The organism is Ruegeria sp. HKCCA4008 (genome assembly GCF_013033125.1).
In the GTDB taxonomy this organism is placed as follows: Bacteria; Pseudomonadota; Alphaproteobacteria; order Rhodobacterales; family Rhodobacteraceae; genus Ruegeria.
The window spans coordinates 1-26728 of record NZ_WQDM01000014.1 but is presented as its reverse complement, the minus strand read 5'-3'; the positions used below and the strand labels follow the sequence as shown (position 1 = coordinate 26728).

The 26728-nt window shown below is 52.3% G+C and carries 16 protein-coding genes and 1 pseudogene; 6 read left to right on the top strand and 11 right to left on the bottom strand.

Going from position 1 to position 26728, the window contains the following annotated elements; all coding sequences use genetic code 11:
• Positions 1-61 precede the first annotated feature (61 nt).
• The 3 genes and pseudogenes from GOW60_RS20115 to GOW60_RS20110 all read left to right on the top strand — a co-directional run.
• Positions 62-1474, top strand: coding sequence for a toprim domain-containing protein (locus GOW60_RS20115; RefSeq protein ID WP_171230681.1), 1413 nt, complete (start codon positions 62-64; stop codon positions 1472-1474).
• Between the two features lie 109 nt (positions 1475-1583).
• Positions 1584-1982 (top strand): HGGxSTG domain-containing protein, encoded by a 399-nt coding sequence (locus GOW60_RS21505; RefSeq protein ID WP_371813400.1) that lies wholly within the window; start codon positions 1584-1586, stop codon positions 1980-1982.
• A gap of 50 nt (positions 1983-2032) precedes the next feature.
• Positions 2033-2241 (top strand): annotated as a pseudogene (locus GOW60_RS20110) (hypothetical protein); the annotation flags it as partial.
• Between the two features lie 665 nt (positions 2242-2906).
• Here the strand turns inward: GOW60_RS20110 and GOW60_RS20105 are convergent.
• From GOW60_RS20105 to GOW60_RS21500, 6 genes are all read right to left on the bottom strand, one after another.
• Positions 2907-5669 carry a DEAD/DEAH box helicase gene (locus GOW60_RS20105; RefSeq protein ID WP_171230680.1) on the bottom strand — a complete coding sequence of 921 codons (2763 nt, stop codon included), beginning with the start codon at positions 5667-5669 and terminating at the stop codon, positions 2907-2909.
• Positions 5670-5677: 8 nt separating this feature from the next.
• Positions 5678-6178, bottom strand: a complete 501-nt coding sequence (locus GOW60_RS20100) for a hypothetical protein (RefSeq protein WP_171230679.1) — start codon at positions 6176-6178, stop codon at positions 5678-5680.
• Entirely contained in the window at positions 6175-9396 is a 3222-nt protein-coding gene (locus GOW60_RS20095) for a DUF1156 domain-containing protein (protein WP_171230678.1), read from the bottom strand. The genes GOW60_RS20100 and GOW60_RS20095 overlap by 4 nt, the downstream gene beginning before the upstream one ends.
• 12 nt (positions 9397-9408) lie before the next feature.
• Positions 9409-10398, bottom strand: a complete 990-nt coding sequence (locus tag GOW60_RS20090) for a hypothetical protein (protein WP_171230677.1) — start codon at positions 10396-10398, stop codon at positions 9409-9411.
• The gene (locus tag GOW60_RS20085; RefSeq protein ID WP_171230676.1) at positions 10398-13121 is read right to left on the bottom strand and encodes a DUF499 domain-containing protein; all 2724 of its coding nucleotides are present in this window, start codon (positions 13119-13121) and stop codon (positions 10398-10400) included. The genes GOW60_RS20090 and GOW60_RS20085 overlap by 1 nt, the downstream gene beginning before the upstream one ends.
• A gap of 84 nt (positions 13122-13205) precedes the next feature.
• A complete protein-coding gene (locus GOW60_RS21500; RefSeq protein WP_171230675.1) occupies positions 13206-13385 on the bottom strand; it encodes a ribbon-helix-helix domain-containing protein in 180 nt (59 codons plus the stop codon).
• 92 nt (positions 13386-13477) lie between these two features.
• Here GOW60_RS21500 and GOW60_RS20075 point away from each other — a divergent pair, with 92 nt between their 5' ends.
• From GOW60_RS20075 to GOW60_RS20065, 3 genes are all read left to right on the top strand, one after another.
• Positions 13478-14857: an exonuclease domain-containing protein gene (locus tag GOW60_RS20075; RefSeq protein WP_171230674.1), complete on the top strand. Its 1380-nt coding sequence runs from the start codon at positions 13478-13480 to the stop codon at positions 14855-14857.
• Positions 14858-15090: 233 nt separating this feature from the next.
• Positions 15091-15378, top strand: a complete 288-nt coding sequence (locus GOW60_RS20070) for a topoisomerase DNA-binding C4 zinc finger domain-containing protein (protein WP_171230673.1) — start codon at positions 15091-15093, stop codon at positions 15376-15378.
• Between the two features lie 165 nt (positions 15379-15543).
• Entirely contained in the window at positions 15544-19299 is a 3756-nt protein-coding gene (locus tag GOW60_RS20065; protein WP_171230672.1) for an RNA-directed DNA polymerase, read from the top strand.
• 358 nt (positions 19300-19657) lie between these two features.
• On the opposite strand, the gene GOW60_RS20060 is transcribed toward GOW60_RS20065, so the two are convergent.
• The 5 genes from GOW60_RS20060 to GOW60_RS20040 form a co-directional block, all read right to left on the bottom strand.
• Positions 19658-21574, bottom strand: coding sequence for a helix-turn-helix domain-containing protein (locus tag GOW60_RS20060; protein WP_171230671.1), 1917 nt, complete (start codon positions 21572-21574; stop codon positions 19658-19660).
• 517 nt (positions 21575-22091) lie between these two features.
• Positions 22092-23204: a 5-methylcytosine-specific restriction endonuclease system specificity protein McrC gene (gene mcrC / locus GOW60_RS20055; RefSeq protein WP_171230670.1), complete on the bottom strand. Its 1113-nt coding sequence runs from the start codon at positions 23202-23204 to the stop codon at positions 22092-22094.
• Complete coding sequence (locus GOW60_RS20050; RefSeq protein WP_171230669.1) at positions 23198-25384, bottom strand: AAA family ATPase; 2187 nt, start codon at positions 25382-25384, stop codon at positions 23198-23200. The genes mcrC and GOW60_RS20050 overlap by 7 nt, the downstream gene beginning before the upstream one ends.
• Positions 25385-25517: 133 nt before the next feature.
• Positions 25518-25640 (bottom strand): hypothetical protein, encoded by a 123-nt coding sequence (locus GOW60_RS21360; protein WP_256369199.1) that lies wholly within the window; start codon positions 25638-25640, stop codon positions 25518-25520.
• A 740-nt stretch (positions 25641-26380) separates the two neighbouring features.
• Complete coding sequence (locus tag GOW60_RS20040; RefSeq protein WP_171230668.1) at positions 26381-26572, bottom strand: hypothetical protein; 192 nt, start codon at positions 26570-26572, stop codon at positions 26381-26383.
• Positions 26573-26728: the final 156 nt, after the last annotated feature.

The following is a 26728-nucleotide window of genomic DNA, read 5'->3' as shown; positions in this document are numbered from 1 at the left end:
GAAACGGAAGACGGTGTCGTTTGGTTTTGTTGGCACTGTGGTTGGAGCGGGGGTGAGTTCGATGGACGTGATGAAATGGCTACAGGATGTTCGCAAACTGGACGGAGCGCTATTAGCGGATATGAAGGTCAAGCAGGTCGATCATCCTCAACTCGGCACGGCAATAATGTTCCCGTATTCGCGCAACGGCGAGCCTTACGCTGGTAAGTTTCGGGCGGCTGAGTGCAAGGACTGGCGCAGCACCCAAGGGATCAGCCGGGGGCTGTACAATGAGGATGCGTTAAAAGACAAAGGCCCAATTGTCATCACCGAGGGTGAAATTGATTGTCTTTCGGTAATGCAGGCAGGGTTTCTGCGAGCGGTGTCGCTACCGGATGGCTGGACCCCAGACGGTGGTAAACGAGATTGTCTGCTGGTTGAAGAAGCAAGGTTGCGCAATTCGCCCTATGTGATCGTGGCAGGTGACAATGACGAAGCCGGGGCCAGTCTTCCCAAGACTGTGGCAAACATTCTTACGGGACACGATGTACGCTATGTAACATGGCCGGAAGAATGCAAAGATGCCAACGACGTCCTGATGTCTTTTGGAGAGAGCGGGCTTTCCCGGTGCCTTGTGGAGGCCAAACCAGTAGACCCGCTAGGTGGATTTATCACCGGGATATCAGACCTTCCTCCATTGCCACCGCGTCGAGTTCTTCGGATTGGAACGGCCCCCTTCGACTACGGTCTGGGGTTCGAGGTGGGTGCTATGTCGGTGGGAACCGGAACGCCGGGATCGGGCAAGTCTACGTTCACCACTTTCGCCGCTTATCAGATTGCGCGAAAAGAAAACATCAAGGTCGGGATGTTGTCCTTCGAAACCCATCCTTACCGAACCCGAGATCATCTTGCCAGATTGCACACCGGCAGAGCCTGGGACACCCTCTCCAACGCCGAGCAGGCGCTTTGTGGACAAGACCTGGATTGCTTGTTTCGCATCGTTCATCGGAAATTTGATGAAACCAAGCACCATCTGGGTTGGCTTAAGTCGATGATTTACACATTGGCGATACGCGATAATTGCAAGTTCATCGTCGTGGACCCCTGGAACGAGTTAGAACACTTGCCGGAGCCGGGCGAGAGCGTCACTAACTACATTAATTTCGCGCTGCAACAGATACGCACCTGGGCGGAACGGTTCGACACACATGTCTGCGTAATCGCCCATCCGCGGAAAATGCCGACCGATGGGAGACCAAGGCCTCCGACTGGCTATGACATTGCGGATAGTGCGGCCTTTGCCAACAAGCCAAGTCTAGGCTTCACTGTCCATCAAGATGAGAACGCAAGCGGCGAACAATTTGTCAGTATCATTACCTGGAAAGTCCGGGATACGCAGCTGTATGGCTTCGAAAAAGGTCAAATTCGTTTGACATATGATCAGGCGAGCATGTGCTACCAAAAATTGGACAGTGCCTCAGGGCTCAGCAAATAGCGGTAAGAAAGTGTCACGGATTGAGGTTACTCGTAAGGCAAGTATTGAAGAATAAAGATGAGAAATCCAACGAACCGCGAACCGAAATACACCGAGGATTTCGCGCATCATGGGGTTTGCAGACTATGCTAATAAATGTTGGTGTTTTCTGATGGGACGCCCGACCAATTTTGAGAAGAAATTCCGTGCGCGTTGTAAAGACGACCCCATAGACTTGGGCGCGCTTCTATCACGTTGGCGGCCTTGCCCTGCGGAAGCGCACAAACACAGAAACTACCAAAGGGATTGCTCTCAGTGCCACGGCGTAAACTGCAAGCGCATGGCGGAACTGGGCTTAAATGATGGTGCAGAACCATTGCCTAAGTCAGAGCGCCCGGAGTGCGGTGCAAAAACCCGAGCAGGAGGCCAATGTCAGGCCCGGGTTGTACCTGGAAAGCGGCGTTGCAGGTTGCATGGCGGCCTCAGCACCGGCCCGAAGGTGAAGCGAAGAGTTAAGCCCAATCTTTAACCAGACGGCGACTGAAGGGAGGCGATGCGATACCTCTTTAGACTATAGGCATCCCTGGCCAAAAACAGCGGAATAAATCGGTAAAATACGACAAGTGCCGATACAAACGGTGCAACCGCATCGAGATCATGTTCGGCAAACTGAAGGATTGGCGGCGTGTGGCAACTCGATACGACAGGTGCCAAAGGTCTTCCTGTCTGCCATCACCATCTCCGCGAGTATGGCTTGCGAAATCAGTGAGTTCGAGGCAAAGGAGTAGAACTAGTAGAGCCATAGTAGGGCCAGGGAGGAGAAGGTTACCGGTGTAGCTCAGCTGGTAGAGCACGTCATTCGTAATGATTGGTCAAACTCTGTCCAATGTCTTCCGTGTATAAAGCGGTCCGTGCTGCTGCCTTCAATCTGCCGACCTCAAAACTGACTACTAGTGAGGCCGTTGGCGAACTCCCTTGAGGGCCGGTTGTTTAGCGGGGCTGGAGAATAGTTGGTCGTGCGACAATAGCGGGATGACCAATGCTTCCCGAACGCTGATGAGCTGACCTCTCGGTAGCAACTTCACAAGAGCTTGTGCCAAACGGCAGCGGTGTGTGCGGGTCATGTAGTCGAAATGCGAGTCTGAGAAGTCAGTAGAACCCCACTTCGCGCACGTCGATTTCGGCCTGGTGGTCGCGGCCATAGGCGACGACAGCGGTTGAACTCAGACTATCCGCTCGGGGAACAGCTCTGAGGAGACGGCCGGATCACCTGAATGTGTCGAACGGTAAGCGCACCTCGCCCAAATGTCCCGTCACCTCCAAACCGGCCTGGTAGTATTGCCAAGGTATCCTCCGGTGGATTTCATTAGCTGTGCAGGCCTCGATTTGAGCTTGCGCCTACTGCGGTTCGGATGAAAAACCGATCTCAGATCCAGGTGAAGACCAACGTCAGCTACACAAGCTCGACATAACCGATCAACTCAGCGGAGTAGCTTCCGTCACCGCTTGCCGCCCCTTTATGTATCAGTTCCCTCTGCAAGGATGGTTCGACTACTTGGGTAAAAAGCTCCAATCTCTGATCGACGCTCAATGCAGGTGATCCAGGCGAGTACCTTAAGAATTTCTCCAGTTGCCTCTCAATTGCTGGCACTCTCGTTCCATCAAGTGAAATGGCTATTGGTTGGATAGTCAGTCGCTTTTCACCTTGGCTATTGGTTGCCTCAACCAGCCACATCGATAAAACCGCTGGTCCCGCTCCGTTGCCATTTAGCGCAACGCCCAGATTTTCGGGGCTCAACGACCTCCAACTCTCAAGTTCTTCCTGCACAGTTGGATGATCAAGGCCTAGCAAATCGTAGTTGTCGGACGAAGTTGCAACATCGCGATTGAGAGTGAAGCGGATTCGCTTAGCACCATCCTCGGTGAGCAGGTCTATGGTTTCGGAATCGACTTTAGCAAGCTGTAGATTTCTATCAGCGAGTGCTCGCTTCAGAAACTCAATAAGCCGCTCAAGACCGTTCGAAACGTCGGCGAATGGCTTGTAGTCATCCAGGCTGAAACCGTCGAGGTCTTGGAAAAGATCAAAGACTACCTCTCTCGCTTCGCGCGCATTTGAAAGTGCGGCCTCTAGCTCGACTGAAGTCCGTTTCAATTCAGGATCACCTAGCGCTTCCTGATAGAGTCGATCGTAGTTTAGTCGTTCAGATAGCTGCCCCAGAATTTGCGAACGAAGGTCTTCGGCAACATTACCGTGGTCGTCAACCTTGCCAAGAGTTTTGGCGATCTCGGTTAACTTTTCGTCCAGCAGAAGGAAAATTCGCCCTTCAATCGTGTCCGACAAAACCAGGTTGTAGACTTGTGCTGTGTGCGCCTGCCCATATCGGTGGATGCGTCCGATACGTTGTTCCATATCCATCGGGTTCCAAGGCAGATCAAAGTTGAACAGTATGCGTGCGAATTGAAGGTTGATCCCCTCACGGCCCGCAGCTGTGCACACAAGTACCCTGGGGCCGTTCTTCAATTTAAACCGCCGCTCAGCTGCGGCCTTTGCCCCATGATCTCCTCCACGAAGAACGACGACACCTTGTCCCGGGTAGGTTGCTTCAATCTCGTGAGCAAGAAGGTCAACCGTCCCAAGATAGGTCGCAAATATTACAATCTTTTCGTCGGGATTCTGGCGCCAAAGCGTGCCGAGTCCGTCCAACAACTTTTGAACTTTGGTTTCCCGTTGCATGGGGAAAACTGACAACAAATCCGCTATACGCAATCGTTCTTCAGGCAAGTGAAGGTCGACAGATGCCGACGCGACGTCTTCCATGTGTGAAGATGCAAATTCAGACCCGTAAGGGTCCGAAGCCAACTCAAGTGCTTCTTCGTCAAGTTTTTTTGCCAGCCGATACTTGAGGTCGGCCAAAATCCGGTCGACTTCACTTCTTCCAATTGGATCTCGGTCTAGGCCCCATTCAGCGTGGATCAGCTCCCTCGCTTCGTCGAACAGGCGCTCACGGCCTTCGATGTCGAGCTTTTTATCTCGGAGTAGAGCTTCGTGAAGTGTAAGCATCAACATGCGGCGCTTCAAAGTTCGGCGAACGGCAGCGAAGCTAGATGCCGCGATCTTTTGAAAGATGGCCATGAGAAATCCGAGCGCGCGCCCTTGGTTCCCCTGCCGCTTGGCGAGGTCAAAGCCGTCTTCAAGGTAATCCCTAAGGCGCTCATAAAAACGATGCTCCTCGTCATCCATTAGGAAAGACTCGGTGTGAACCCAACGACGCGCGAAAAGTGGGTCGCCATCCGGTCGACATGCATCAGCCTTCGTTCGGCGGAACATCACGGTGTTTAAGCGGTGCCTATTTTCAACCATTTCTTCAGGGCTCCCGAACAGCGTCGGGTTCAACAGCTGGATAAGCATCCAAAACTGAAAGTGGTTGCCTTGGTGCGGCGTGGCTGAAAGCAGGAGAAGGTCTCGGGAATGCCCCTTTAGGGCTTCGCCCAATTTGTAGTTTTCTGTCTTTCTGACTTTTCCACCAGTTCGATATGCAGTTAGGTGATGCGCTTCGTCGAACACGACGAGGTCCCACTGCGGTGCATCTAGGAGGCGCTTGATTCGAGCGGGTCTCTTGAGCGTGTCAATGCTTGCGATGAGCCTATCATGTTTGGCGAAAGCGTTCGTTTTACGGTCTGTGATATCTCCTTCGGAACCGAAAACCTCGAAGTCGAGGTTGAACACCTCGTTCAATTCACGGTGCCAGTTGTTCACTAGTCCCGCGGGTACGACCATCAATGCCCGATTGAGTTCACCGCGACTGGCGAGTTCGCGCAGTACGAGTGCCGTTTCGATGGTCTTTCCAAGACCAACCTCATCAGCAATCAAAAACCGTCGAGGTGAGGCTGTTGCGATGCGGTGGGTCAGAACGACCTGATGAGGTAAGAGGTCGATCCTCGCCGAAGTCAACGCAGATGCACTTTCCATAACCGGTAGAGCGTGCGCTTCATAGGATAACCAAACCAAGCGAGCTCGCTCTGAAGTGCCCTCAACAGAGCGCAGAGTACGCTCTGTGCGAGACAATTCACGTTGGATACTGGCTAGTGGGACGCGCCGTTCACCAATGCTGAAAAACGCGCGCAAGTAACCATTTTGCGGTGGTTCCAGCACAACTCCAGCCCCGAATTCGAGGTGTGTTATTCTCTCTCCTGGACCAAACTCTGTCTTTTCCATCCGATTGCTCAAGTTATTCTGAGATGAAATAGCCCTGCAGGCTTGCCGTCTGGCGAAAGCAGGATTTCTTGTGGGTACTCTCGCGCCTCACCCCACAAGATCCTGCCGAAATCGATTTGATTTCCTGAATTCGGGGCCGAACACCGCCAACGCACGGCGTCTGTAGCCAAATCGATCTGAAATCGCCGTTGTCCGTTTGGAAGCCAAAAGATTAGAGCTGCTTGTCCGTCGTATTCATCCTGAAATGAGAGGATAGCAGTCTTCAGTTCGCCGCTTAGCCAAGCATCAGCATCAGCTGGCGACATGAGGTCAATACACGCGTCGAGACCTGCAACCACAAGCGTATCGCCCCCATTGCTAGGAAGATCGTCTGGCCATGAACCGTTCAAACGGATCAACTGCCGTAGACTCACAACCTCTTGTGCTTTCGCAATCCTTGCGAAAGCATCGTCATCCCATATCCAGCTCACCCCGCGCCGCAGCCAGACGCTATCGAGTAACTGCTTCATATCTCGTCCTCCAAGAACAGAGATAGCTGCTTGACCTGGTCCTTATGGCTGACGGCCCAGTTGTTGTAGATTGTGAGCGCCCGGGAGGCAGCGTTTCTCACCTGCTGCGTCTGTCCTCGCTTGCCGAACCATTCCAGCAAACTCTTCAATGCAGGGTGCGGCTTGAAGTTCTCGTTCTTGAGTGTATCGGCTGCGTTTATCCCACTTCCATCAAAACAGGCGCCAATAAGAACAAGTGCTTGATCAAGATCAGAAGTGAGACGCCGGCGATGCCGCCCTTGCCAATCTCGCGCGACATTGAGCGGATCACAAAGGTAGAACACTTTACGCTCTTCTCGCGCCCAACCACGGTTGACGAATTCGTCGGGCGCAATCCCAGAGCCGCGAAGCATCTTTTGCATCTGGTCCCGGGCAAGCTCGGTCTTACTGTCAAAAATGCGCAAAAACTGCCGAGTGATCGGTTCAGCGCTCACGGGTGGGAGCTCTGAAGCCTTGTTTGCATCTTCGTCAATCAATTGGTTGATACCGACGAGAGCGTCCTTCACGGAAATTGGACGTCCTTCGTCAACGTAAACCTTTCCATAGTGCCGAGAGAAGTACTCAAGCGCTTTGCCGCGCCGAATTACCTGAAGGTCTGCTTCGGGTAGTCCGCGGCGAGCGTGGTTTTCAAGCAAGCCCTGAAGTTGGCGTACATCGGCTAACACCTCGCGACGCATGCGTGCCCAACTCACAGGTTTCGGGTCTTCCGTCTGCTTTCGGCAAACATGAACGATGTCGTATTCGATTTGTTGTGACCCGAATGTACCTGGTTTGCTGCCTTCACCTTTGGTTTCGTCTGAGCGGATTGGATATGTGGCTTCAAGATAGAAGCCCGCGTCAAAGAGAGATTCGAGAACCGAGACCCAAGGCGCATCCTCGCTGTGGTGAAACGTGAATGAGAGCATTCCACCAGGCCTCAGAATCCGATGGGCTTCTTTCCAGCATGCAGTCAGTAGACGTTGGTAGAAGCCATCTGGATCCTCGGGCTCGCGCGCCTTGTTGGACACGGCTTCCATTGATTTTGGAGTATATTCTGGACCAAAGACATTGGGGTATTTGTCAGCCAGAGGCAGTCGCATCCAAACATGAAAAAAGTCTGCTAATTCCGAGTAATGCAGCAATCCACCAAAAGGTGGGTCGGTGATTACTAGATCGATGCTCGCTGTTTCATAGTGCTCCAGGTCTGTCGATGAACGCTGGAATATATCTGCTCCTTCAACCGGGTCGCTGGGATAGACCTTCTCGCTCTTTCCGGTTGCCTCGGCAGCAAGTGCTGGATGAGTCCTAGAAAGCGTATCAATGCTAACTGAATCCCAAGGTGCACACGACCAATTCTCTCCCGCCTCGATTGTTTCGCAACAAGAAAGCCAATTCCCCCTACCGAGATTGCTGAAAACGCAATTCTCGACCATGTTTGATTTGGGGTGGTAATTGTTGTTGCTCATATGTGGGGCCAGGCAATCTCTACTTATATCCCAGAAGCAGAACATGTTCTGGTTGCGGATATATTGCTGAAATGCACCTAAAACGTACTCGCGGATGTTCCAGTCGTAGTCGCCAACTTCACTGATTGCTTTCAATAATTGAGTAAGAACAAGAAGTTGGCGACTATTGAACATTGCCGCCCAATGGGTGAAACCATGGTTGGGTATTCCCCCGTTGTTCATATACGTCATGAAGCCAAAGGGCACCTCCGACTTCGGCCAAAACGGAGCAAGATCTTCATCCTTACGACGTTCCCACTCGGCTTCGGCCGCAGACTCTTGTCGAGCAAAGCAATCATCGAACTCGCTAAAGAAGCGCCCCCCGTACGGGAGCCGCTGGTTCTTGCGTTTTGGAGCGAAGCCCTGGATGGCGTATCCGGCGCAAGGTCCAGTCTTTTTGGTCTGGCGGATCGCGGTAAGGACGTCCTGCTGGGTGCCACAAGCGGCACAAGTGAAAGTCGATCGTTTCGGAACCGTTCCACCTCCTTTACCTGTCGGAAATGTCCTTTCTGTCTCCGGACATGTGACAGTCTCGGGCAGTTTTCCGCGTACCTCCAGGAGGCGTATGTGGCGGGCTCTTTCTGAATTCCAAGCAAGGGTCGACGCCGCATCGTCTTGAGGTGAGCCGCCGAAATCAGAGCCATCCGGTGCGGTTTTCGGGCTCCCGGACAGCCAATCAGGATGAACAAGGAGGGAAAGCTCGACCTTCTTGTTCTTGCCCTTGTCGAGCTTCACCATCTCGATATGACCACAGTCTGGGCAGGTCACATGCCCTTTTGAATCAAGAATTGAATAGGCTGGTTCATCCGGCGCAACGTATAGTGGCGTGTCAGGCGCCATACGCGCTTCAGCACTCTCGATATCGAACTGGGCATCGCACGCAGGGCACCGATGCGGCCAGTGCTTAACGGTCAACGACTTCACCGCCATGACGTTACTGGTCATAATTGGTGTGCGATGACCACATCCCGTGACCTGACAGGGCCCGTGCTTGGCCCAGAAGGTGTATATGATCTCGGGCCCTTCGTAGCTGTAATCTCTCCGCTCTTCCGGCTTAAGCGACAGAGGGTCAAAATCCTCCCCCATTACGTTGCCGGTCGGCTTGTGCGTCCAGGCTCCCTTCTCGCCTTTCGGGCCGTCGCAGTAGTAGAACGGCATGATCTGGGGCTTCACCTCGGCTTCGATATCGGCCAGCAGGCGTTTCACCTCGTCCAAATCAACGTCGGCTAGCTCTTGTTTGACAACAAACCACGCGACGGGGTTGAGGTCGTTGCCCGACATCTGCATGCCGAGGCGTGAGCCCTCGACCAGAGTCGTACCGCCCCCCATGAAGATGTCGGCCACCTTCAGGTGTTTGAAGGCACCCTTCTTTTTGTGATTGGCGTAGTAATTGTCCCAGACGGTTTTTGCGGCCAACGAAGGGTCATCCGGCGCTTTCGCCGCCGCAGCGATCAACATCGAGCGAAATACACTTGAGCGGCGGCGGGCCCACCATTTCGACATCTGATATATTGGCTTGCCAGCATTCCCCTCGATGACGGCGACCTGGTTGACCGGCAAAATCGGAAAATCGACCTCTAGACAGGTTTTTGGCCGGTTCGGGTCGCTGAAATCCACTGTCTCAAGGGCAACTGGCTTTCCTGCCCCAACTGCACGTGCAACCTCTTTTGCAATTCGTTCTTTTTTTGTCGCCATGTGGGGCGTTCCTTATTTCGTCAATTCAACAAATGGACAAAGCATCTCGAGCAATGACAAGCCGCCATGAGCCAGTGTGGGGTAGCCCCCTTGGCTCTTCCACTTCCAGCGGCCGACTGCGAGTAAGTACTTGCCATGCTCGCTTTCCATTTGCAGTGCGACAGGTGGGCTAAAGTGGCCGGCATCGTGGTTGCCAGGTACGAGCCTGCCGCTCTTCAAAACTCCTTTGAGAAACGCGGCAGCTCCATCGACCGCATCAGTGAACATACCGGTCGCTGCGTAACCATGATCAGAGGTAATAACCAAACGACGCCCTGTTGCCAGGCGGTCCACAAATTCCCAGAAATCGTCGCCGGTCAGCTGTGCCGCGATATCGCGGGTGAGTAAGTCCAGCCCCTGGCCAGCTCCCGATCCGTCGTGCAATTTACTGTCGGGCCATTGGTGCCAGAAAATCCAATCTGGTGAAGCATCGATGAGGCCGGTGCAATCCTTCCAAGGAAGATCGATACACTCCGTCCTCGCGGGTGCCAATTTGTGCGCGCGGCCGCCACCATTGTTTTGGAGCTGGCTACGGCTTCCAAATCCAAGTGCCTTGGCAAAAGCATTCGTCTCGGAGGGGATTTCCGCTCCATATGCAGCTGTTGTTTGAACCGTAAAGCCACGCGCTTTTGCCCCTTCGGCAAGCCAAGGAATCTCCCTCAAACTCAGACCGTCAAGAATTAGCAGAGCCTTCGCACTGTAAGGAGCCGACCACCATTGCATGATTTTATCGGCATTTCTAGGAGCGGCGTGTGGGAATGATTGCCACAACTCCCATGCGCTAGATGACAGAAAGTGGTCCAACTCCCCGACCCTGCGATCTCGTCGAGTGACTTCTCCAGGAGCCTTTTCAGCATCGAGCGGAGTGCTGCAAATCGACATCGCGTGATCGATGATCTTGGACCAAGCTTGCTCCTCGGAAGCAACCGTGAAACTAGTAAGCGTTTCAAGATCAAGGGCCATCAGTCACCTTCCTTGTCGAGCGATAGCTCGAAAGTCATGCCGTCTGGCAACTTTTTTAGAAGCTCCTTGAGCTGAGCGCCGGTTGCCGCATCTACTTTGATAGTAACGGCTTTGACAGGCGTAGCCGGACCGATACCCCAGCCTTCGATTTTGCCAATAAGATTGAGGGGCGATGTTGCCGGCGCAAGGTGCGGTGTGCGAGCAGCCGCTACACCATCTCCAAATATGCCGCCGCTAGGCTGAGGCTGTGTTTGTTGACCACCACCTTGGTCACTGTCAATCGGTGCAGGTGTGGGCCCCGCGCTGCCTCCTAAAAGGCCACCTGCAGGGTCGGGTGTGGGCTCTGGGCTAGCACCGCCCGTAGACGGTACGGCTGAAGGAGACAAAAGAAACACTTCGTCGAGTTGCCGACCGGTGAATGAGAGTTTCGGGCGAAGGCGCCGCCACGCGGTTTCCTCGTCTTCTGCTGCCTGCGTTTGAAGGTACTCCAACCCTCTAAGGTTGATCGCTACCAAGCCCTTAGCACAAAGGCGGACGATCCGTTCTTTCATCGCGGTTTCGCCCAACCACGGAATACAATCCTGCCCTGTGGGACGAGGCTCCTGAAGCTCCTTTAACAACTTGCCAACCGAGGTATTGTTCGCCGCAGCTTCTAGAACGAGCGCCTCGAAATCTTCGGGAACAAACAAGTCGTTCGCGAGTGCGGTCTCAATTGCCTCCGGCACTTTCGCGCCTTGCTCACGAAGCGCCTCCACGTGGAACTGGCAATTGCCGGGGTCAGAATAATCCCAGCGGTGAAGTACAGCAAACCTGTCGAAGCGCTTTTTGAGAATATCTCGAAGTTCGCTTTGATACTTACCCCGTAGTTTCCGATACTGTGCGTTCTGATTCCCCCATTCCTGTGCCTTCATTTCGGCTCGTGCGAGGACAATTAGATCACGATCAAAAAAGATGTTTGAGGCGCCATTTCGTGGAATCAGAAATCGAACGGTGTTTCGACGCTGCTGAAGGTGATCTTTGAGCCAACGTCCCAAACGATGATGACAATTGTCAGGCTCTTCAGGCAGGACGAGGATCGGTAGTCTTGCATCCCACCTATCGGGCCGTTCGCTCTCTTCAACTTCGCCCCAGGGCTGATTCAGCCAATCACGAGGGAGAGCAATGACTCTGAATGCTTTGGCAACCTCTTCGGCACCTCCGATTACGTAGCGAACCTCCCTAGCCAGTTGCTCCAAGTCGGAGCCGTCGGTGAACAGCTTGTCGTTCCTGGCAGACGCCATCACTCTCGCTTGTGGGTTTTCTTCCTCTCGGAAAACGAGTCGAGTACCTTCTTGATGAATGTTGAAGCTGTTCTCAATGATTGTGGCCAGTTCGACTTGAAAAGCGTTGTCGTCCAATGGATTGGCCTGTGTAAGATCTGCTTGAAGAACTGCAGGTTCTGCCCCTGCTAAATTCCCAACAGCTATCGACCGGAGCCAAAGAGCTCCAATGAGCTCCTGCAAGTGGGGAACTTCGGTCGAATGGTTTGGCACCGCTTCCATCACCGAGGTCAGGTTTCGAAGTGCCTTGTCGCGAAGTGAGCGGTGTTGTTGATTGGCGACAGAGTCCAGTAGCGCGCCGATGCCTGAGGCCTCATCGTCTAGACGAAAGTCTGCTGCTGTCAGAACCGGAGTTGAATCACCTCTGCTTTTGAAGAGGTTGGCGAGAATACGGATAAGATCACGGGTTTCTTGCGCATCAGTGGCAACGAGAACCTGGTCCTCTAACAATCGAAGCAGATTGGGACTAAATGGCCAACTTTCTCTATACTCTTCTCGCTGACGCTCGTGCTCGGAAGTTGGGACTCCCAATAGTCGAAAGTACTCTGAAATGTGGGGTCCAACCTTCTCCTGGATTGAAGCCTCATCGATCTGGAGCCTGTTTTCGAACAACCGATGGAGCAACATACGTCGCCGATCATGTTGAATCTTCTCTGGGCTTCCCCCCGCTTTGAAGTTTACCTGAATTGGGTTTACCCGGTGGATTTGCTGATAGGCGTCGCTAGTACCGTTTCTGACAGAAACGACCAGAACAAGCAGTTCTGGATGCTCTTTAGCAATTTCAGAAAGGATTTGAATGAAATTGAACGCCCAGTTTTTCCACGGGTACTGCTTCGTATTGGTCAGACCGTCAAACCAGGTCTGGAATTCGTCAAGGAGGAGCATGACGGGTGTGTTTTGCAGCAGCTCCAATATTAACTGATCAGATGGGATATCAGTCTTGCTCTCTCCCATGCCCTCCCATTTGCCCCTAATGTAGGCGCCGTGAGGATGGCGTTCGAATAGTATATCCCAAAGAAACTTGTAGCGTTGCCGATGAAGGCTCTCACCTATTACCTGCATTTCGCCACGCAGAGGAATTTGCCCTATATCGGGATTATTTAGAGTACTTGCCCAGCTATTCAGCCAATTTCTGGTTGAGGCGGAATCGCTGACTGAGTGGTAAAGAGCTGCCATCAGGTGAGATTTCCCCAAGCCCCGCTCACCGATCACGACAACGGGACGCCCTTTCTCAGGTCCAATTGCTTCTATCGCCTTCAAGAGATCTTGGGTCGGATAGGTTATTTCGAGAAAATCCTGTGCTGAAACCTGTGTCGCCCCAGTTTTCGCAGCATTTGACAGTTCAATTGCCGTGCCCTTAAGGCGACGGCCTTTGAATTCTTGTCGAAGATTTAAGCCTAGCATGTACCGATTTCCGTGGTGTCTTTAACTGCTCTGAGAACCTGATCTTTGGTTCGAAGAAAAATGTCGCTTTCAATCACCGCCTGACTATTTCTTTGTTTCTTGAAATTCTGACTGTTTATAAGATTCCACGTAGGCACGAATTGCTTTCCTAATTACCCACGACAGAGAAGCGTCGTTCCTTGCTGCAATCTCTGACAATGATTTGTGGTCACTATCTTCGAGGCTCACGGAGAGCCTGGTTGATTTAAGGGGTCGGCCGGTCATCGAAGCTCCCGTCGTTGCTTTAGACTACGCACCTGTGCATCAATGTTCAACAGAGTGGTGCACTTTCTTGGAGTGGATTCCGAAGGATAGGCATGGGCTACATATTCTACGACACTGAGACTACCGGAACGGACACCACGTTTGACCAAATTCTGCAGTTTGCAGCAATCCGGACAGACGCCGATCTGAACGAACTCGACCGCTTCGAAATCCGGTGCCGCTTACTCCCGCATGTGGTTCCAGCACCAGGCGCCTTGCTGGCCACACGCGTGACGCCGGCGATGCTGACCGATCCAAGCCTTCCGACACACTACGAAGCCATGCTGAAGATCGCAAAGACGCTGCGCGAGTGGTCCCCGGCAATCATCGTCGGGTACAACACATTGGCTTTTGACGAACCCCTCCTGCGCCAGGCGTTCTACCAAACGTTGCAGCCGATCTATCTTACCAACACGGGCGGCAATCGGCGGGCGGATGTGTTGCGCCTTGCACAGGTGGCCGCAGTTCTCGCACCGAACGCAATCACGGTTCCAATCAACCACAAAGAACGGCCAACACTTCGGTTGGATATGCTGGCTCCGGCCAATGGGTTTGCCCATGAGAATGCCCATGACGCCTTGGCGGATGTAGAAGCCACCATTTATATGGCGCGGCTGATCCGCGACCGAGCGCCGGCAGTTTGGAGCGCACTGATGCCGCTGGTTGAAAAATCAGAAGTGCAGGCGCGCGTGTTTTCGGGAGAGCCGCTTTGCTTTGTTGAGTACCACATGGGGCGTTCTTTCGTGCGGCCCGTAGTGGGGTGTGGGATAAGTCCTGACAATCCGACAATGCTCGGAGTTTTCGATCTAACAAAAGACCCGGAGCCAGTGCTCAACATGGACGTCGAACAACTCGTAGAAGCCATGCAGGGCCCAAACAGGGCTATTCGGATAGTGTCGTCCAACAAGATGCCGGCTGTTGTCGATATGGCTCTAGCGCCGGATTTGAACATGCCCCAAGCCGAGATCGTCCGCAGGGCCTCCCAGGTCGCCCGGGATAGCCAGTTTGCTGTGCGGGTGGGGCAGGCCCTGGCACAGCGGTACCCGCCCTGGCCGGCCGCTGACATCGTCGAGGCGCGGATGTACGAAGGCTTCCCTAGCCGCGCTGACACGGCACGGATGGCAGCGTTTCACACAGCTTCATGGATCGAACGCGCTGAACTGTTCGATACATTTGAGGACAATCGTCTGCGAGAACTCGGGCGGCGGCTTGTGTTCCTTGAGAGGCCCCAAGCGCTAAGGTTAGAAGCTCGGCAGGCGCTTGAGACCTGGCTGGCAAATAGGTTGCAAGGACGGGAGTGTGTGAAGGCAGGAAGAACCCTCAGTGACGCTCGGTCGGAATTGGAAGGAATTGCCGTTGACGAGACCAATGCTGACGTTGTTGCAGAGATTCGTGCTTGGATAGAGGCTCGATCTGAAGCCGGTCAGGGATAGAGTATCTGGCCCGTGTACCTGAATTGGATGGCAACTGTTGTGTCTCTGAATGCGGTTGGCTTGGGTAGTGTTGCCGGAACTATTAGTGGAGCGCATTTTTTTTAGGCTAGAGTAATTTTAACCTACTGAAAAAAATGACATTTTTTAAAGGCAGGAAGAAAATAGCCCTAAATGGTAGCAGGCACTACTAACTGCGCGTTGCCAGCTACAGCCCACGGGGCTGCGGGGGGCGGATGCTGGCACAGAAGGCTAAGAATGGCCGGCTCTTCTTCGCATGCGAACATCGGGACCTTTGCGGTGAAACCCTTCGCCCCTGCAGTTCATGTGGCAGCGACTTGCCCGTTTCGAAGCCAGGCAAACCTGGCTTTTTGATTTGTTCATGCTGCGCAGAATTCCACAGCTGTCCGGAATGTTCGGACGGCTGGCTTATTGAACGCAAGGGGCGGTACGGGAATCTCCTCGGGTGCGTGAAATTTCCGAGCTGTAAGAGGAAAGGAAAGCTGGAGAAAACACCCAAGTGAACGAGAATTGACTTCTATCTGAGGACTCTGTGCGAGACTCGAGTGAGCTGTACAACTTGACGCTGAAACCCAACAAAAGCAAGCTATTGCGGAGTGCAAGCGGGCCTAGTTTAGATGTACCAAATGATTCCGATTTGCTGAGCACTCCAGCCGAAAGGTGCTTTGATGATTGAAAAACTCAGACTGAGTCTCGACGAGTTGTCGCGCGAAGAAGTCCTGGTTCAGGCTTGGAAGAAAGCTTCCGCACATATTCGATACCACAATTGGTTTTCCGACACTTTGGAATTGGACCTAACGGCAATCAACCTGCAGGACTTCATAACCAACCTTTCAAAGAAAATTAGGTCCGGGGACGGGTTTTCTAACGATCCTTTGAGACTGGTCCCTGCACCCAAGGGGCAGGATTGGAGAATACATGAAACTGGAAGTTGGGGGCCTACAGAAGCGTCTGAATTATCTACACGTCTGAGGCCGTTGGCTCATGTTTCGATCAAGGACCAAGTAGTAACTACGGCACTGATGCTACTCTTGGCGGATCGCTTGGAGACTGCACAGGGTGACACCAGACACCCCCATCTAGAATCCAAAACGGATCGTGTTGTTTCATACGGCAATCGACTGTTCTGCGATAGGGAGGGTGACGAATTAAGGCACCGGTGGGGTTCTGCAAAGCTATATCGAGGCTACTTCGAAGACTATCGATCGTTTCTAGAGCGGCCAGACTCGATAGCGGAGGCCATGCCGAAAACCGACTCCAAGATCGTTATTCTTCAATCAGATCTGAAGCAGTTTTATGATCGAGTTTCTCCAGAACTCCTTCATAAGTCTCTTCGGAGATTTCAGTTAAATGCTCACGAGGCACAGTTTTTCGATTTTGCCTGCGGATATCTGGATTGGACCTGGCACCAAGATGATGGCGGCTCAGTCGATGAATACAAGAAACAAGCTGAGCTCGATAGCTTTGAACGAGTATGCCTTCCGCAGGGGCTGGTTGCTTCGGGTTTCTTTGCAAACGCCGTGCTCCTGCAATTCGATGAAACACTAACGGGATCAATTAATGAGTACGTTAGGCCAGGCGTCAGACTGATTGACTGTGCTAGGTACGTTGACGACATACGCCTTGTACTAAGCGTCGAAGCGGAAAAGAGCATTGCTGAACTAGAAAACGAGTTGTCCGTTTGGATGGATGGAGTTCTAGATACGACAGCGCCAGGTCTTGAAACCTCAAAGGAAAAAACCGTTGCCGCAGTATTCCGGGGCGGTGAGCGGCCGGTAGTAAGTCAAAGCCAAAAGATGCGTAGAATTCAGTCTGCGGTCTCGGGAGGCTTCGATGCCACTGGCGGTAGCGAAATACTCGGGTCAATACTTGGACTGATCGGTGTCCAGAAAAGGCTTGGGACGGGGCAAACGGGAGCTCCTGGGTTGGAATTTTTGCCGGTTCCTGACGTTAAGGACGAAACAGTCGATCGTTTCGCCGCTGCTAGGTTTAGAAGTACATATCGCTCCCTGCGACCATTGCTTTACCTCGAGGGCCAGGAAGGCGAGATTGTTTCGTCAACTTCTCGATTTAGTTCAGCACTGACACGGCAAGAACTGGATGAAGAAGTAAAGGCCTTTGCATATGAACTAGTTTCAAAGTGGATCCAAGATCCATCCAATGTCCGGTTGTTGCGGATAGGGTTGGATTTATGGCCGGATTTCAAGCTATTAAGACGAGTTCTCGACCTTCTATCTCGAGTGATGGCTGAATACGATCATAGTTCGAAAGAAGTGAGTGTTGCATCTTACTGCCTGGCCGAAGTCTTCCGAGCCGGCGCTGTTGAGACTGCCTATGTGGATGACGATGAGAAGTTGCCATCTCAGCTCAATGTCAGAAGGTTCAGAGCCGAGCTGTACGAGCAAGCCAAGTCGATACTTCAAGACAGTACGATTGCGGTCCCTTGGTATCTAGCACAGCAAGCGCGCCTGCTTTTGGCCACAAGTGAGGATGCCCTAGACGATTGGGACCAAAAGACAGATGGCGATCACTACGAGCGGCTTCAGCACTTCCTTGCCGGTAACGCGGAGGATTTCACAGACGATGAGTTTGCCACATTCTCTGTGTTGGTTCGACGATCGTTTAGGAGTGTCGAACAGACGAGCTTGATAATCTCAAAGGGTATTACTGCGGCAAGAGCGAACAAAATCGCAAAGCTGGATCCGGACTTCGGCGCAGAGATGGCTGAAGCAGTTCCCTCGATGCTCGAGCTGTTTTTTGGTCCAGCGAAGTCAAGTTTGGGCTACAAGAAACCAAGGAGCCGGCGGCATGAATACCAACTGGCTGAATTGGTTTTGACCAATGAAACGAAAGAAGTACTTCGCAATGAATACTCACTGATCAGTTTTGCGTCCGCTTTTCTTGAAGAGCTAACCGAGAAAAGAGCTTTCGACTATATTTCTCCTTCCGATGTTTACGTTTCATTTTCGGATCACGACCCCAAGAGACAAACCGTAGACTCGATACGAATAGAAAGGTCTGGAAAAGGATCTGGGTCCCTGTACTCACCTCCGGATTGGTGCCAGGACGATGAGAAGTGGAGATTTCAACTAGGATATCTTCTAAGATTCATTTTGACGGCGCGTCGTGACTTCACGAAACCGATCAGGGCTTCATACTGGAAAGAATTCGACACTATCTATCGCCCAGCAACCAGTCATTGGTATCAAAGATTTTACGGGCTTTATAGCGGGCACTCCGCTTTTGGCGACGATTGGCTACCTATTTCAGAGTGGATAGAGAACCTACTGTTTGACCTTTTGAAATGGCCAGGTTGTCCGCAAAAATCCGATCAGGCCCAAAAGAGCATTTCGGTTGGCACCCTTCTTACAGCACTTGAGGAGAGGGCAAATCTCCTTGAAGGCTTCCACGGGAAGAGTGTTGACGTGCTTCCAATCAGTCTTCCTCGTTCATACTCTGGAGATTCCACACAGCCTCTCCGAGCCTGTGTCATTCAGACAGTGATTCCGGGCGAGAAAAAGGACTTCCAGAAATCTGATCTAACGATGTCAAACAAAGATATACGGGTACGCCACCGAAGACATCTTTCAGCAGCGCTGTCGGCAGTTTCGAAGTCTTTGGAGTTGCGGGAAACACATAAAGATCAGAACGGCCGTTTGGATCTACTAATCCTACCGGAGCTAGCGGTTCATCCGGCAGACATCAGTACGCATATCGTCCCCTTCATGCGAAAGCATCGTACCACAGTAGTTACGGGTCTAACATATGATGAGATCGAGAAGGGCAAACCGTTGGTCAACAGCGCACTCTGGATTCTCCCCATGCAAGACGCCAACGGCGGGTTTCGTGTCCAAGTTAGGAGGCAGGGCAAAGGAAATTTGGCACCCGAAGAAAGCAAGCTGAACAGTCCAACCACTTTGATACGCCCTTTCCGGCCATGTCAGTGGCTTGTTGGCTACCAGTGGACAACCGAACCTGGTCACGAACCGCTGTGGCTAACCGCATCGATTTGTTATGACGCAACTGATCTCAACCTGGCAGCTGACTTGAGGGAACATTCCGATGTTTACCTGATCCCTGCGTTGAATAAGGACGTGGGGACTTTTGACCAGATGGCTCAGGCGCTCCACTACCACATGTTTCAGATGGTACTTGTAGCCAACAATGGGCTGTACGGAGGAAGCAACGCATATGCTCCTTTCAAAAAGCCGTACAAGCGCCAAGTCTTCCACATGCATGGTCAACCTCAAGCGTCGATTGCATTTCTGGAGATTGATCGCATCGCAGACTTCAAGGACCGGCATCTTGAGCCTTCTCCCAACGATAGCGAAGACGAACAACTTACTCCAAAAGGCATCGCGAGTCCTTTCAAGTCTCCCCCTGCTAGTTCCGTCATGCCAGACAAGAAATGGACGGTGCCCTAACAGAGGATTAGTGGGGAACGCAAAAAATCAAATCTGTTGGATTGCTCCATAACTTGGTGGAAACTCCGTCGAACCGGGGTAGCTCAGAACCTGGGCTGTCTCGAGACCCGTCGAGGGAGCGGGGTGGGTAGGGTCTGTGGTGTTCGCCGGGTTTGACGCAGCACACAGGAGACGATGCCTGTCGAATGCTGTTCGTACGCTCACGGTTTACTTGACTAACCTTACAAGATCACCGTGGAGTTGCTTATGCTTCACTCTAGGCTCTTGGCAATTCTTTGCGCGTGGAAGGATTCGGGAATCGAAGTGACCCAGTATTCGAGCATTTCTTGCTAGGTATCATTTATTGGAGCTTAGCTAGCTACTCCTGTGCTGAAAAAACCGAGTCTATAAAGTCAGAAATGGAGTCCATTTCTCGTCGCTTTGCACGCATTTCGTCCATGTGTAACACTCTGAGTATCTGAGTAGTTGGAAGTTTGCTTTCCGCCGTCATCACCATTTCCCTCAGGTTCCGAGAGGGCCTTCTCGCGCAAAGAATCACGCAAGTCTCGGCGAGTCTGTGTGCATTCAGTTGGTCGATTGCTCTGTCGCAGGTCCGTCGCATGCTCGCAGCGTCACCTTGTCCGTTACAGAAGATGAAGACGCACAAGGGAGGTCGCCCCTCCAAGACTGTTCCCTCGAAAGCAGGTGTGGCACTGAACCCGATTTGTTCTTGGGATTCACGGTCTTTCAGCTCGAACACCTTCCGCGCGCCAAAGCATGAAAAGATTATCTCCCTGGCGAGATCGGGAAGATATTGCTGAACGTCCACCGAGCCACTTGCCATGGCTAGATTGTATTGACGCATCTTGGCACGGTGAGAAAACACCCTCTGAGAGAACTCTCGGAGTTGCTCGCACTTTGCAATCAGCTCCTCCGCTGGTGGTATCCTGCGAGACATCAGCGCTACGTCCAGTCTCTTAAGAAGGGCGCTGAACTCTTGTCTTGAAATCCTGCATGCGAACAAATCACCGTCTATTAGTCGAAGTTCACAGCTCTTCCACAGTACTGGGTTGTCATTCTCGATTGCCAGCCAGTGCCTCAGAAGGTGAATAGAGGAAGCGTGGCGGTGGCCCAAGAAGCCATTGTAGGTAGCGAGAATTGCCGAGCAAAGATGATGAACCACCTCTGAAAATCGATGTTTTATGTCAAAGCCCGGCGCGTCTTCAGTGTTTCGCAAACCATCCAAATTGGCATCGGCCCGCTCAAAGTCGTAGGCAATGGTTGTATCGCGGGTGTCCTCGGAAACTACCCATGGATGGGGGGGGTGGATTGCCAAGTCTTCCGTAAGCCACAGGGCAGTTCTGTATCGCAAAGTGTAGAGGCCCAAACGCCTGAACTCCTCGAGTGTTGTTCGAGCCATTTCGGATACAACGGATGGATTCACCAACTGCTCTTCTTCTACGGAAAAATCGTCGCCAAGCACTCTTCGGAGAACGTGTGGAATGAGTTCTCCTTTGATGAACGCGTAGTCTAGCTTCCTTGTTTGACCATTCTCTTCAAGGACACGCATGATTTGGGTTGGGTTGCCGTAACGCCGTGCGTATCGAGTGGCCCAACTGAACTTAATCTCGTCTAGTATTAGGGCATCGTTCTGGCGAGCAGTTCGGCCGCGCGAAGCCGCTTCGGAGCGAAACCGAAAAACGTCCGTCTCATTAACGTCTTCCAAGTCCAGTTTAGAAATCAACAGAGCTACTGCACTTCGGATGTGATTGGTGGAAAGGACGCCGTCATCCGAAACATACCTTCTCAACGTCAACGGTAGTCGACCCAGTATCCGGAAAATAACCTCAGGCGGAATACCAAGCGCAGACATTGAGGAGATGAGACGACGTGATGAGAACTCGGTTATTCCGTCTTCCCGCGTCGGAGCAGTCAGCGGCCCAAAGATACGTCTTACGTCGGCATCTACTTTGTCTAAGTCTCTTGAAACGGTAGAAAAGGAACTCTCGTCGTTCTCTTCGGGTTCGGCGCCACGTTCCTTATTTATTCTAGCATGGTGGTCTCGTTGTGAATTTTGTCGCGCAATCGCCTGAGACTTCAGCTCTCCAATTGTAGTCTTAAGTGACGCAGAAATCGCAGCAAGTTTCGCCTCCTGAATACGCTTTCCACTCTCAACCGACCCGACGGTCCTAGCATCGATTTTAGCGTGATCTGCTAGCTCCTCTTGGCTGCTGAACCCTTTTTCGGCGCGCAACTCTCGAATCAATTCACCCAAGTGCGGTTGGTATCGTTCCATGCTCGTCCCCCAAAAAACTTGTCCTTCTTGCATGCTTGTTGGGGGAAAGTTGTAGGTCACACGATCGTGTGATGCATCGATTTTTTTGAGACTCTTATGTTGGCCAAACTGCTCCGTCCGGACGGCGCTTTCATACAGGAGAACTCAGATGAATGCGTCGAAACTGATCAAATGCGTAGCACACTGCCTTTGTGCGATGACCTACACACTCTTCTTTTTGGGCTTCCACAATGAAGTGTTGTATCTCGCACCTGGAGCTGCGTACTCGCTTCTCACCTTTTCGGACTTTCGAAAATAACCCACAGATGGGCGGCTCCCAGCGGGGTCGCCACTTCTTCTCCCAAAGGAACCATTGAAGTCAGCACAAAGCTCGAAGCTACCCTTCAGACCCTCAACATGCGTCCACCAGTCCCCGAAGCTCTAGTCCGAAATGGCCCAGGACATGGAGGCTAGACAGCCGATCTACCTAACCAAAACAAACGGCAATCAACGGGCCGATGTACTGCGCCTGACCGGGCTAGTGAGAAACCAAGATAGAGCGAAGCTGCTCACGAATGCTGACGCTTTCGCCAGATAAATCGATTGTGGCAAATCGCACCTTCTGTCCCTGTATCGACGCGCTCACATCTATTGTTTCTCCAACCGACGGGTGAAGCATTAGCCCTTCTGCCACATCGTTGAGCCCTCCCTTTCCCGCCTGAGATTTGAGATAGGCATAAATCTGATAAAGATAAGCGCTACTGAGTGATGTCGAGCCGAAGCAGCCTGGCTTTATTAACGATGTAAACTTCGTGTCGATCACGATCCGTCGATCGTTAGAGGGGTTGTCTAGAATGATGTCTGTTGTCATTCCCGGCAATACGTCCGACATCCCTTCGCTCGTCCAATCCAGCTGCCAGTCCAGTTTTTTACCAGTCCGAACATTCCAGCCGTCAGGAGCCAAAACAACTTGGCAGAAGCCACCAACGGCACGTTCGAACAAGCGTCGGGCCCAAACCTCGTCGCGATCCGGGGACCTAAGATGCTTCTGCCCCGCGTCCTCCGTTGGGAGCGCAAGGTCGAAAACCAGCCAAGCGGCGGCAACCATGGTACGGTCACCTGCGTCATGCCGACCAAATCGATCCGCACCAACTTCGCTTCGCGAGGGCGAAGATCCATTGACCCCTAAAAGCCGCAGGCTCTCCGCGAGAACTCTACAGCGGTGCTTGAGTTCCGGCCTTCCAGCGAGACGGGCGAGGCGTTCAAGGGCCGCGCGCACAAACCGATTTCGCAGAGTGTCCACGGTTAGTTCTTCAAACTGACAGGCAACTTGGCCACGCGACAGCAATTGGTGACGATGTGTGTAGAGCAGATCTATTCTGCCGCGAACGCGGTTCATAATTTGGTGGCGCACACGATATCCAGCCGTGAGATTTCTTTGCAGGCGTCGCTGAACCTCTCGGGTTAGAATTTCTGCGACTAGTTCAGGGAGTTCATCCGGGTTTTCTTCTGTCCCGACCGCCTTGCCCCCCAAAACCTGATACAAATCAGATGCGTAAAGCATCAGCAGCCATATATTCCGGATGGGTATCTTGCCCACAAATCCAACATCGCTGCTAGCATGCAAGGCGGATGTAGGAGGGCTCACCATCCTTCAATCAACCGTTTGAGGACTTCCTCCGCGCGCGATGGTTGGTCGAACCAATACTCTTCGAGAAGCGGGCCAATTTCGGTTTCAGCTACTGCTCGAAACCAGTCCTTGGTGTTGGCAGGATCCATCTTTCGGACCGGAGTGACATAGCTGTGCCCGATTTTGAATTGAGCGCCAAAGGTATCAGCAATTTCTTGGTTCAAGGCCATCATACGGGCCTTGATGACGTCGACCAGATCTCTAGCTACGCCACCATTTTCGATAACCCAGTTGCGCCATAAGTCGCCAAACTGTGGCTCCAAAGTGATGAATGCAAATCGCCTGCGCAAAGCAAGATCGACCAGAGCAAGCGATCTGTCGGCAATGTTCATCGTTCCGATAATGTAAAGGTTCTCCGGTACATGTACTGGGCGCCGCTTTCCGTCCGCGTCGGGATAGCACAGTTCCAGAGCTGCAGCCGGCGTCCTCTTTCCAGCTTCAATAATCGTGAGCAGTTCGCCAAAGATCTGGGCTGGGTTGCCTCGATTGATTTCTTCGATGACGACAACAAACCGCTTCGTTGGGGAGTCAATAGCCGCATGAACGGCTTCCATGAAAAGGCCTTCTGCAAGAGCGAGCTGGCCACTGCCGGTTGGTCGCCAACCGCGAACGAAATCCTCGTACGATAGATTTGGGTGGAACTGAACCGCGCGCACTCTTGTCTCGGCCTTCTCACCCATCAGGGAGTAGGCTAGACGTTTTGCAAGCCATGTCTTTCCAGTGCCAGGCGGCCCTTGCAAAATCAGATTCTTCTTGTCTCTCAATCGCCCGAGAATTCGTTGCACCAGCGGTTCTGGTAAAAAGCAGCCATCTGCCATCAATTCACTAATCGAGTATGGTTCCGGAGGCGGCGTCACCGATAGAACATCCAGCTCGTCGGAGCCTGAAGAGCTCTCTACTTCGACATCATCGTCGCTGTTGCTCTCGTCTTGCGACGAAGCTTCGTATGCTCGGTACGACAGCTCAGGGAAACTATGAACCGGGTAGTCTTCTTCTTCGAAGCGCTGAGAGAGATTATCCACAAGCTTTAGATAATTGTCTCCATCGTAGGGAAAAGATTTCGTTCGTTTTGGCACCGGCAAGCTAAGTTGATTAGAGATATACGATCTGGATTGGCCATCGAGCGTCGCGAAATCCCAAGGGTTTGACCAGAATAAACCCGCCGTCAGATTCCACGATGTTTGCTTCACGTTCAATGCTTGGTCGAAAGCCTCGATGAAATCGACACGTGCATTGGGATCATCGGATTGCGCAAATCGCCGGGCAGCTGAAAAAATGTTCCAGAGCCGATCTATGTCGTCCGGTTCCCTGAGTTTTTCCCAAGCAAAGAACCAGGAGTTTTGATTATTGAGAATTGGAATTCCATCAAAGGATGTTGGAGCTTCGGCCTCGACACCAATCAGATTGCCAAGTTCGCGAGCTAGAGCGGTTCGGTTCTCGACAGTCGTGCCGCGATTAAAAACTCCAAAAAGTGTAAACGGGCAAATGTCTCGCATTATGCCTTCGCTTCCGTCTTCAAACTGGTCAGTCAGATAAGACAGCTTTTCATTTCTGCTTGCGATTTCCTTTAGGCCATTGATCAGCGGGGACCGGTCATCTTTAAACTTCAGAAGTTTTTCAGCGAAGTCTTCGTAAAAACTCGTCCACGAAAACATCGTGTCTTCCGCTTGGTCGCCAAACCGTTCGCGCCAGTAGGGAGCGTTTCGAAACCTGTCATAATCCTGAGGCGCATTTCTGAAGGCGAATGCCACCAGTCCCTCCGAAGCCCAATCGTTCGCCTCAACTTTCCAGACAGTCTGTCGGCTGGTGTAGAAGTACCATTCCCGCCGGTTGGTAATAGGCCTCCAATCAACTCGCACATTGCGGCCATCATTCAAATTTTCAACTATTGTACCAACGGCTTTGATGGCCATAACGGAAACCGCATGGCCGTGGTTTTCAAATGGCAGATCGTGCTTTCGAGTGTAAGAGGATTTGATCGCGATCTGATCTCCGGCTCGCATCGACTTAACTTCAGTCTGGAATTTGTCATGATAGCCATTCGCCCAAATGCCTTCGGAGATGAAGCGGTCCAACTGGTCCTCGCCATCCCACTGAGCGCCTACAAACCAGTACGGACGGTCATTCTCAACTTCAGGCATGAATTCCTCTTTTTCTTTTCAGTGGGCGCTAGCGGCTGTTTGCCGAGAAGTTCTGACATAACCGAAACTTGATCGTGAACTTAAGCCAAGCACTTTTGAACATGTGCCGCAATCATGGGAGCCATCGACCACCTCAAATCTCCCGCGCAAACCAGCGGATGCGGCCGATGATGTGGATTTCCTCGGCGCTACGCTCGTAAGGGCTGTAGAAACCGTTGTCCGAGATCACGCGTACCGCAGGTGTGTTGATTGTCAATGAGAACTGACCCGGTATTTTCTCCAAGATTTGACTCACCCTCAACTATGCGTCGTTGTCTGAGTAGCGATCAATGTTGCGGTCTCCGTTCCTGTTGTATTTGCGGCCTAAGAGTTGGCTTTTAATCGGTAGCTGTCGTTGCCGGTTTTCGAGGATGCGGCAACGGGGTGTGAGCCGATCCAGGAGCACGGTAGTCATCTTTGCATAGCGGCCATTCAGAGAAGCTTAGTTTGGCTGTGATGACGAGCTTGCGAACAACCTTGGCCAGTAGCACGGATGGCACTTTGCGGCCGTCGGTTCGCACCAGGTTGGCCAGTCTGAGGCATAGAGAGTGCCGGCGATTTGACTATCGAGGTCGCTGCGGTTGACTATCTGTTGGCAATTGTTTGGCAATGATTGATCAATCGCTTGCTTCGCGAGGCATTCCCTGCGCGAATGTTAGCCCCTTTTGGGTAGTTTGGACTTTGGACATACTTCTCCTACCCTACCAGTATTACTGCCTTCAATGTTCAAATCTATGACGCTGGCTCGCTGCCAGATTGATCGCAAAGCTCGTATCATACGAACGACTGGTTGTTGAGGGCGTAGTTGTGTTCGAGGTCAAAATTGGCCTCTACATGGTGAATGGCCGCGTCAAGTAAACTGCAAATGCAGGCGAGGCAATTTCTTCACTGGGGGTATCATTCGGGGTATCGTGTAGTATTTGCTAGTATTTTATATAACAAAAATATATGCTTACTTTAAATAATGTATTCCGCCCCCGGCACCATCGTTTCCACACCAAGGGCATGCCTATTGCTGCTGGGTGGAACAAATAGGCTTTCTATGTCGCCAATGAGTTCCACATCCAAGCCTTGAACCTTTTCCCAGACCTCTTGTTCTACAATTCGTAGCTCTGGAACCTCGTGGGAAAGCTTTTCATCTTTGTTCACTCTAATAACTCGACGCCCGGTTTCGGGGTTTTTAATCTGCTTTGTCTTGCCCCAAACTCGCCTGAGCAGCCTCAACTGACTGGTCCAAGTTGATTGTTAGTGCATCATCGGCCTGTGATCCATCGGGATGATGGTTTCGGGCGCTGGCGGGCGGTA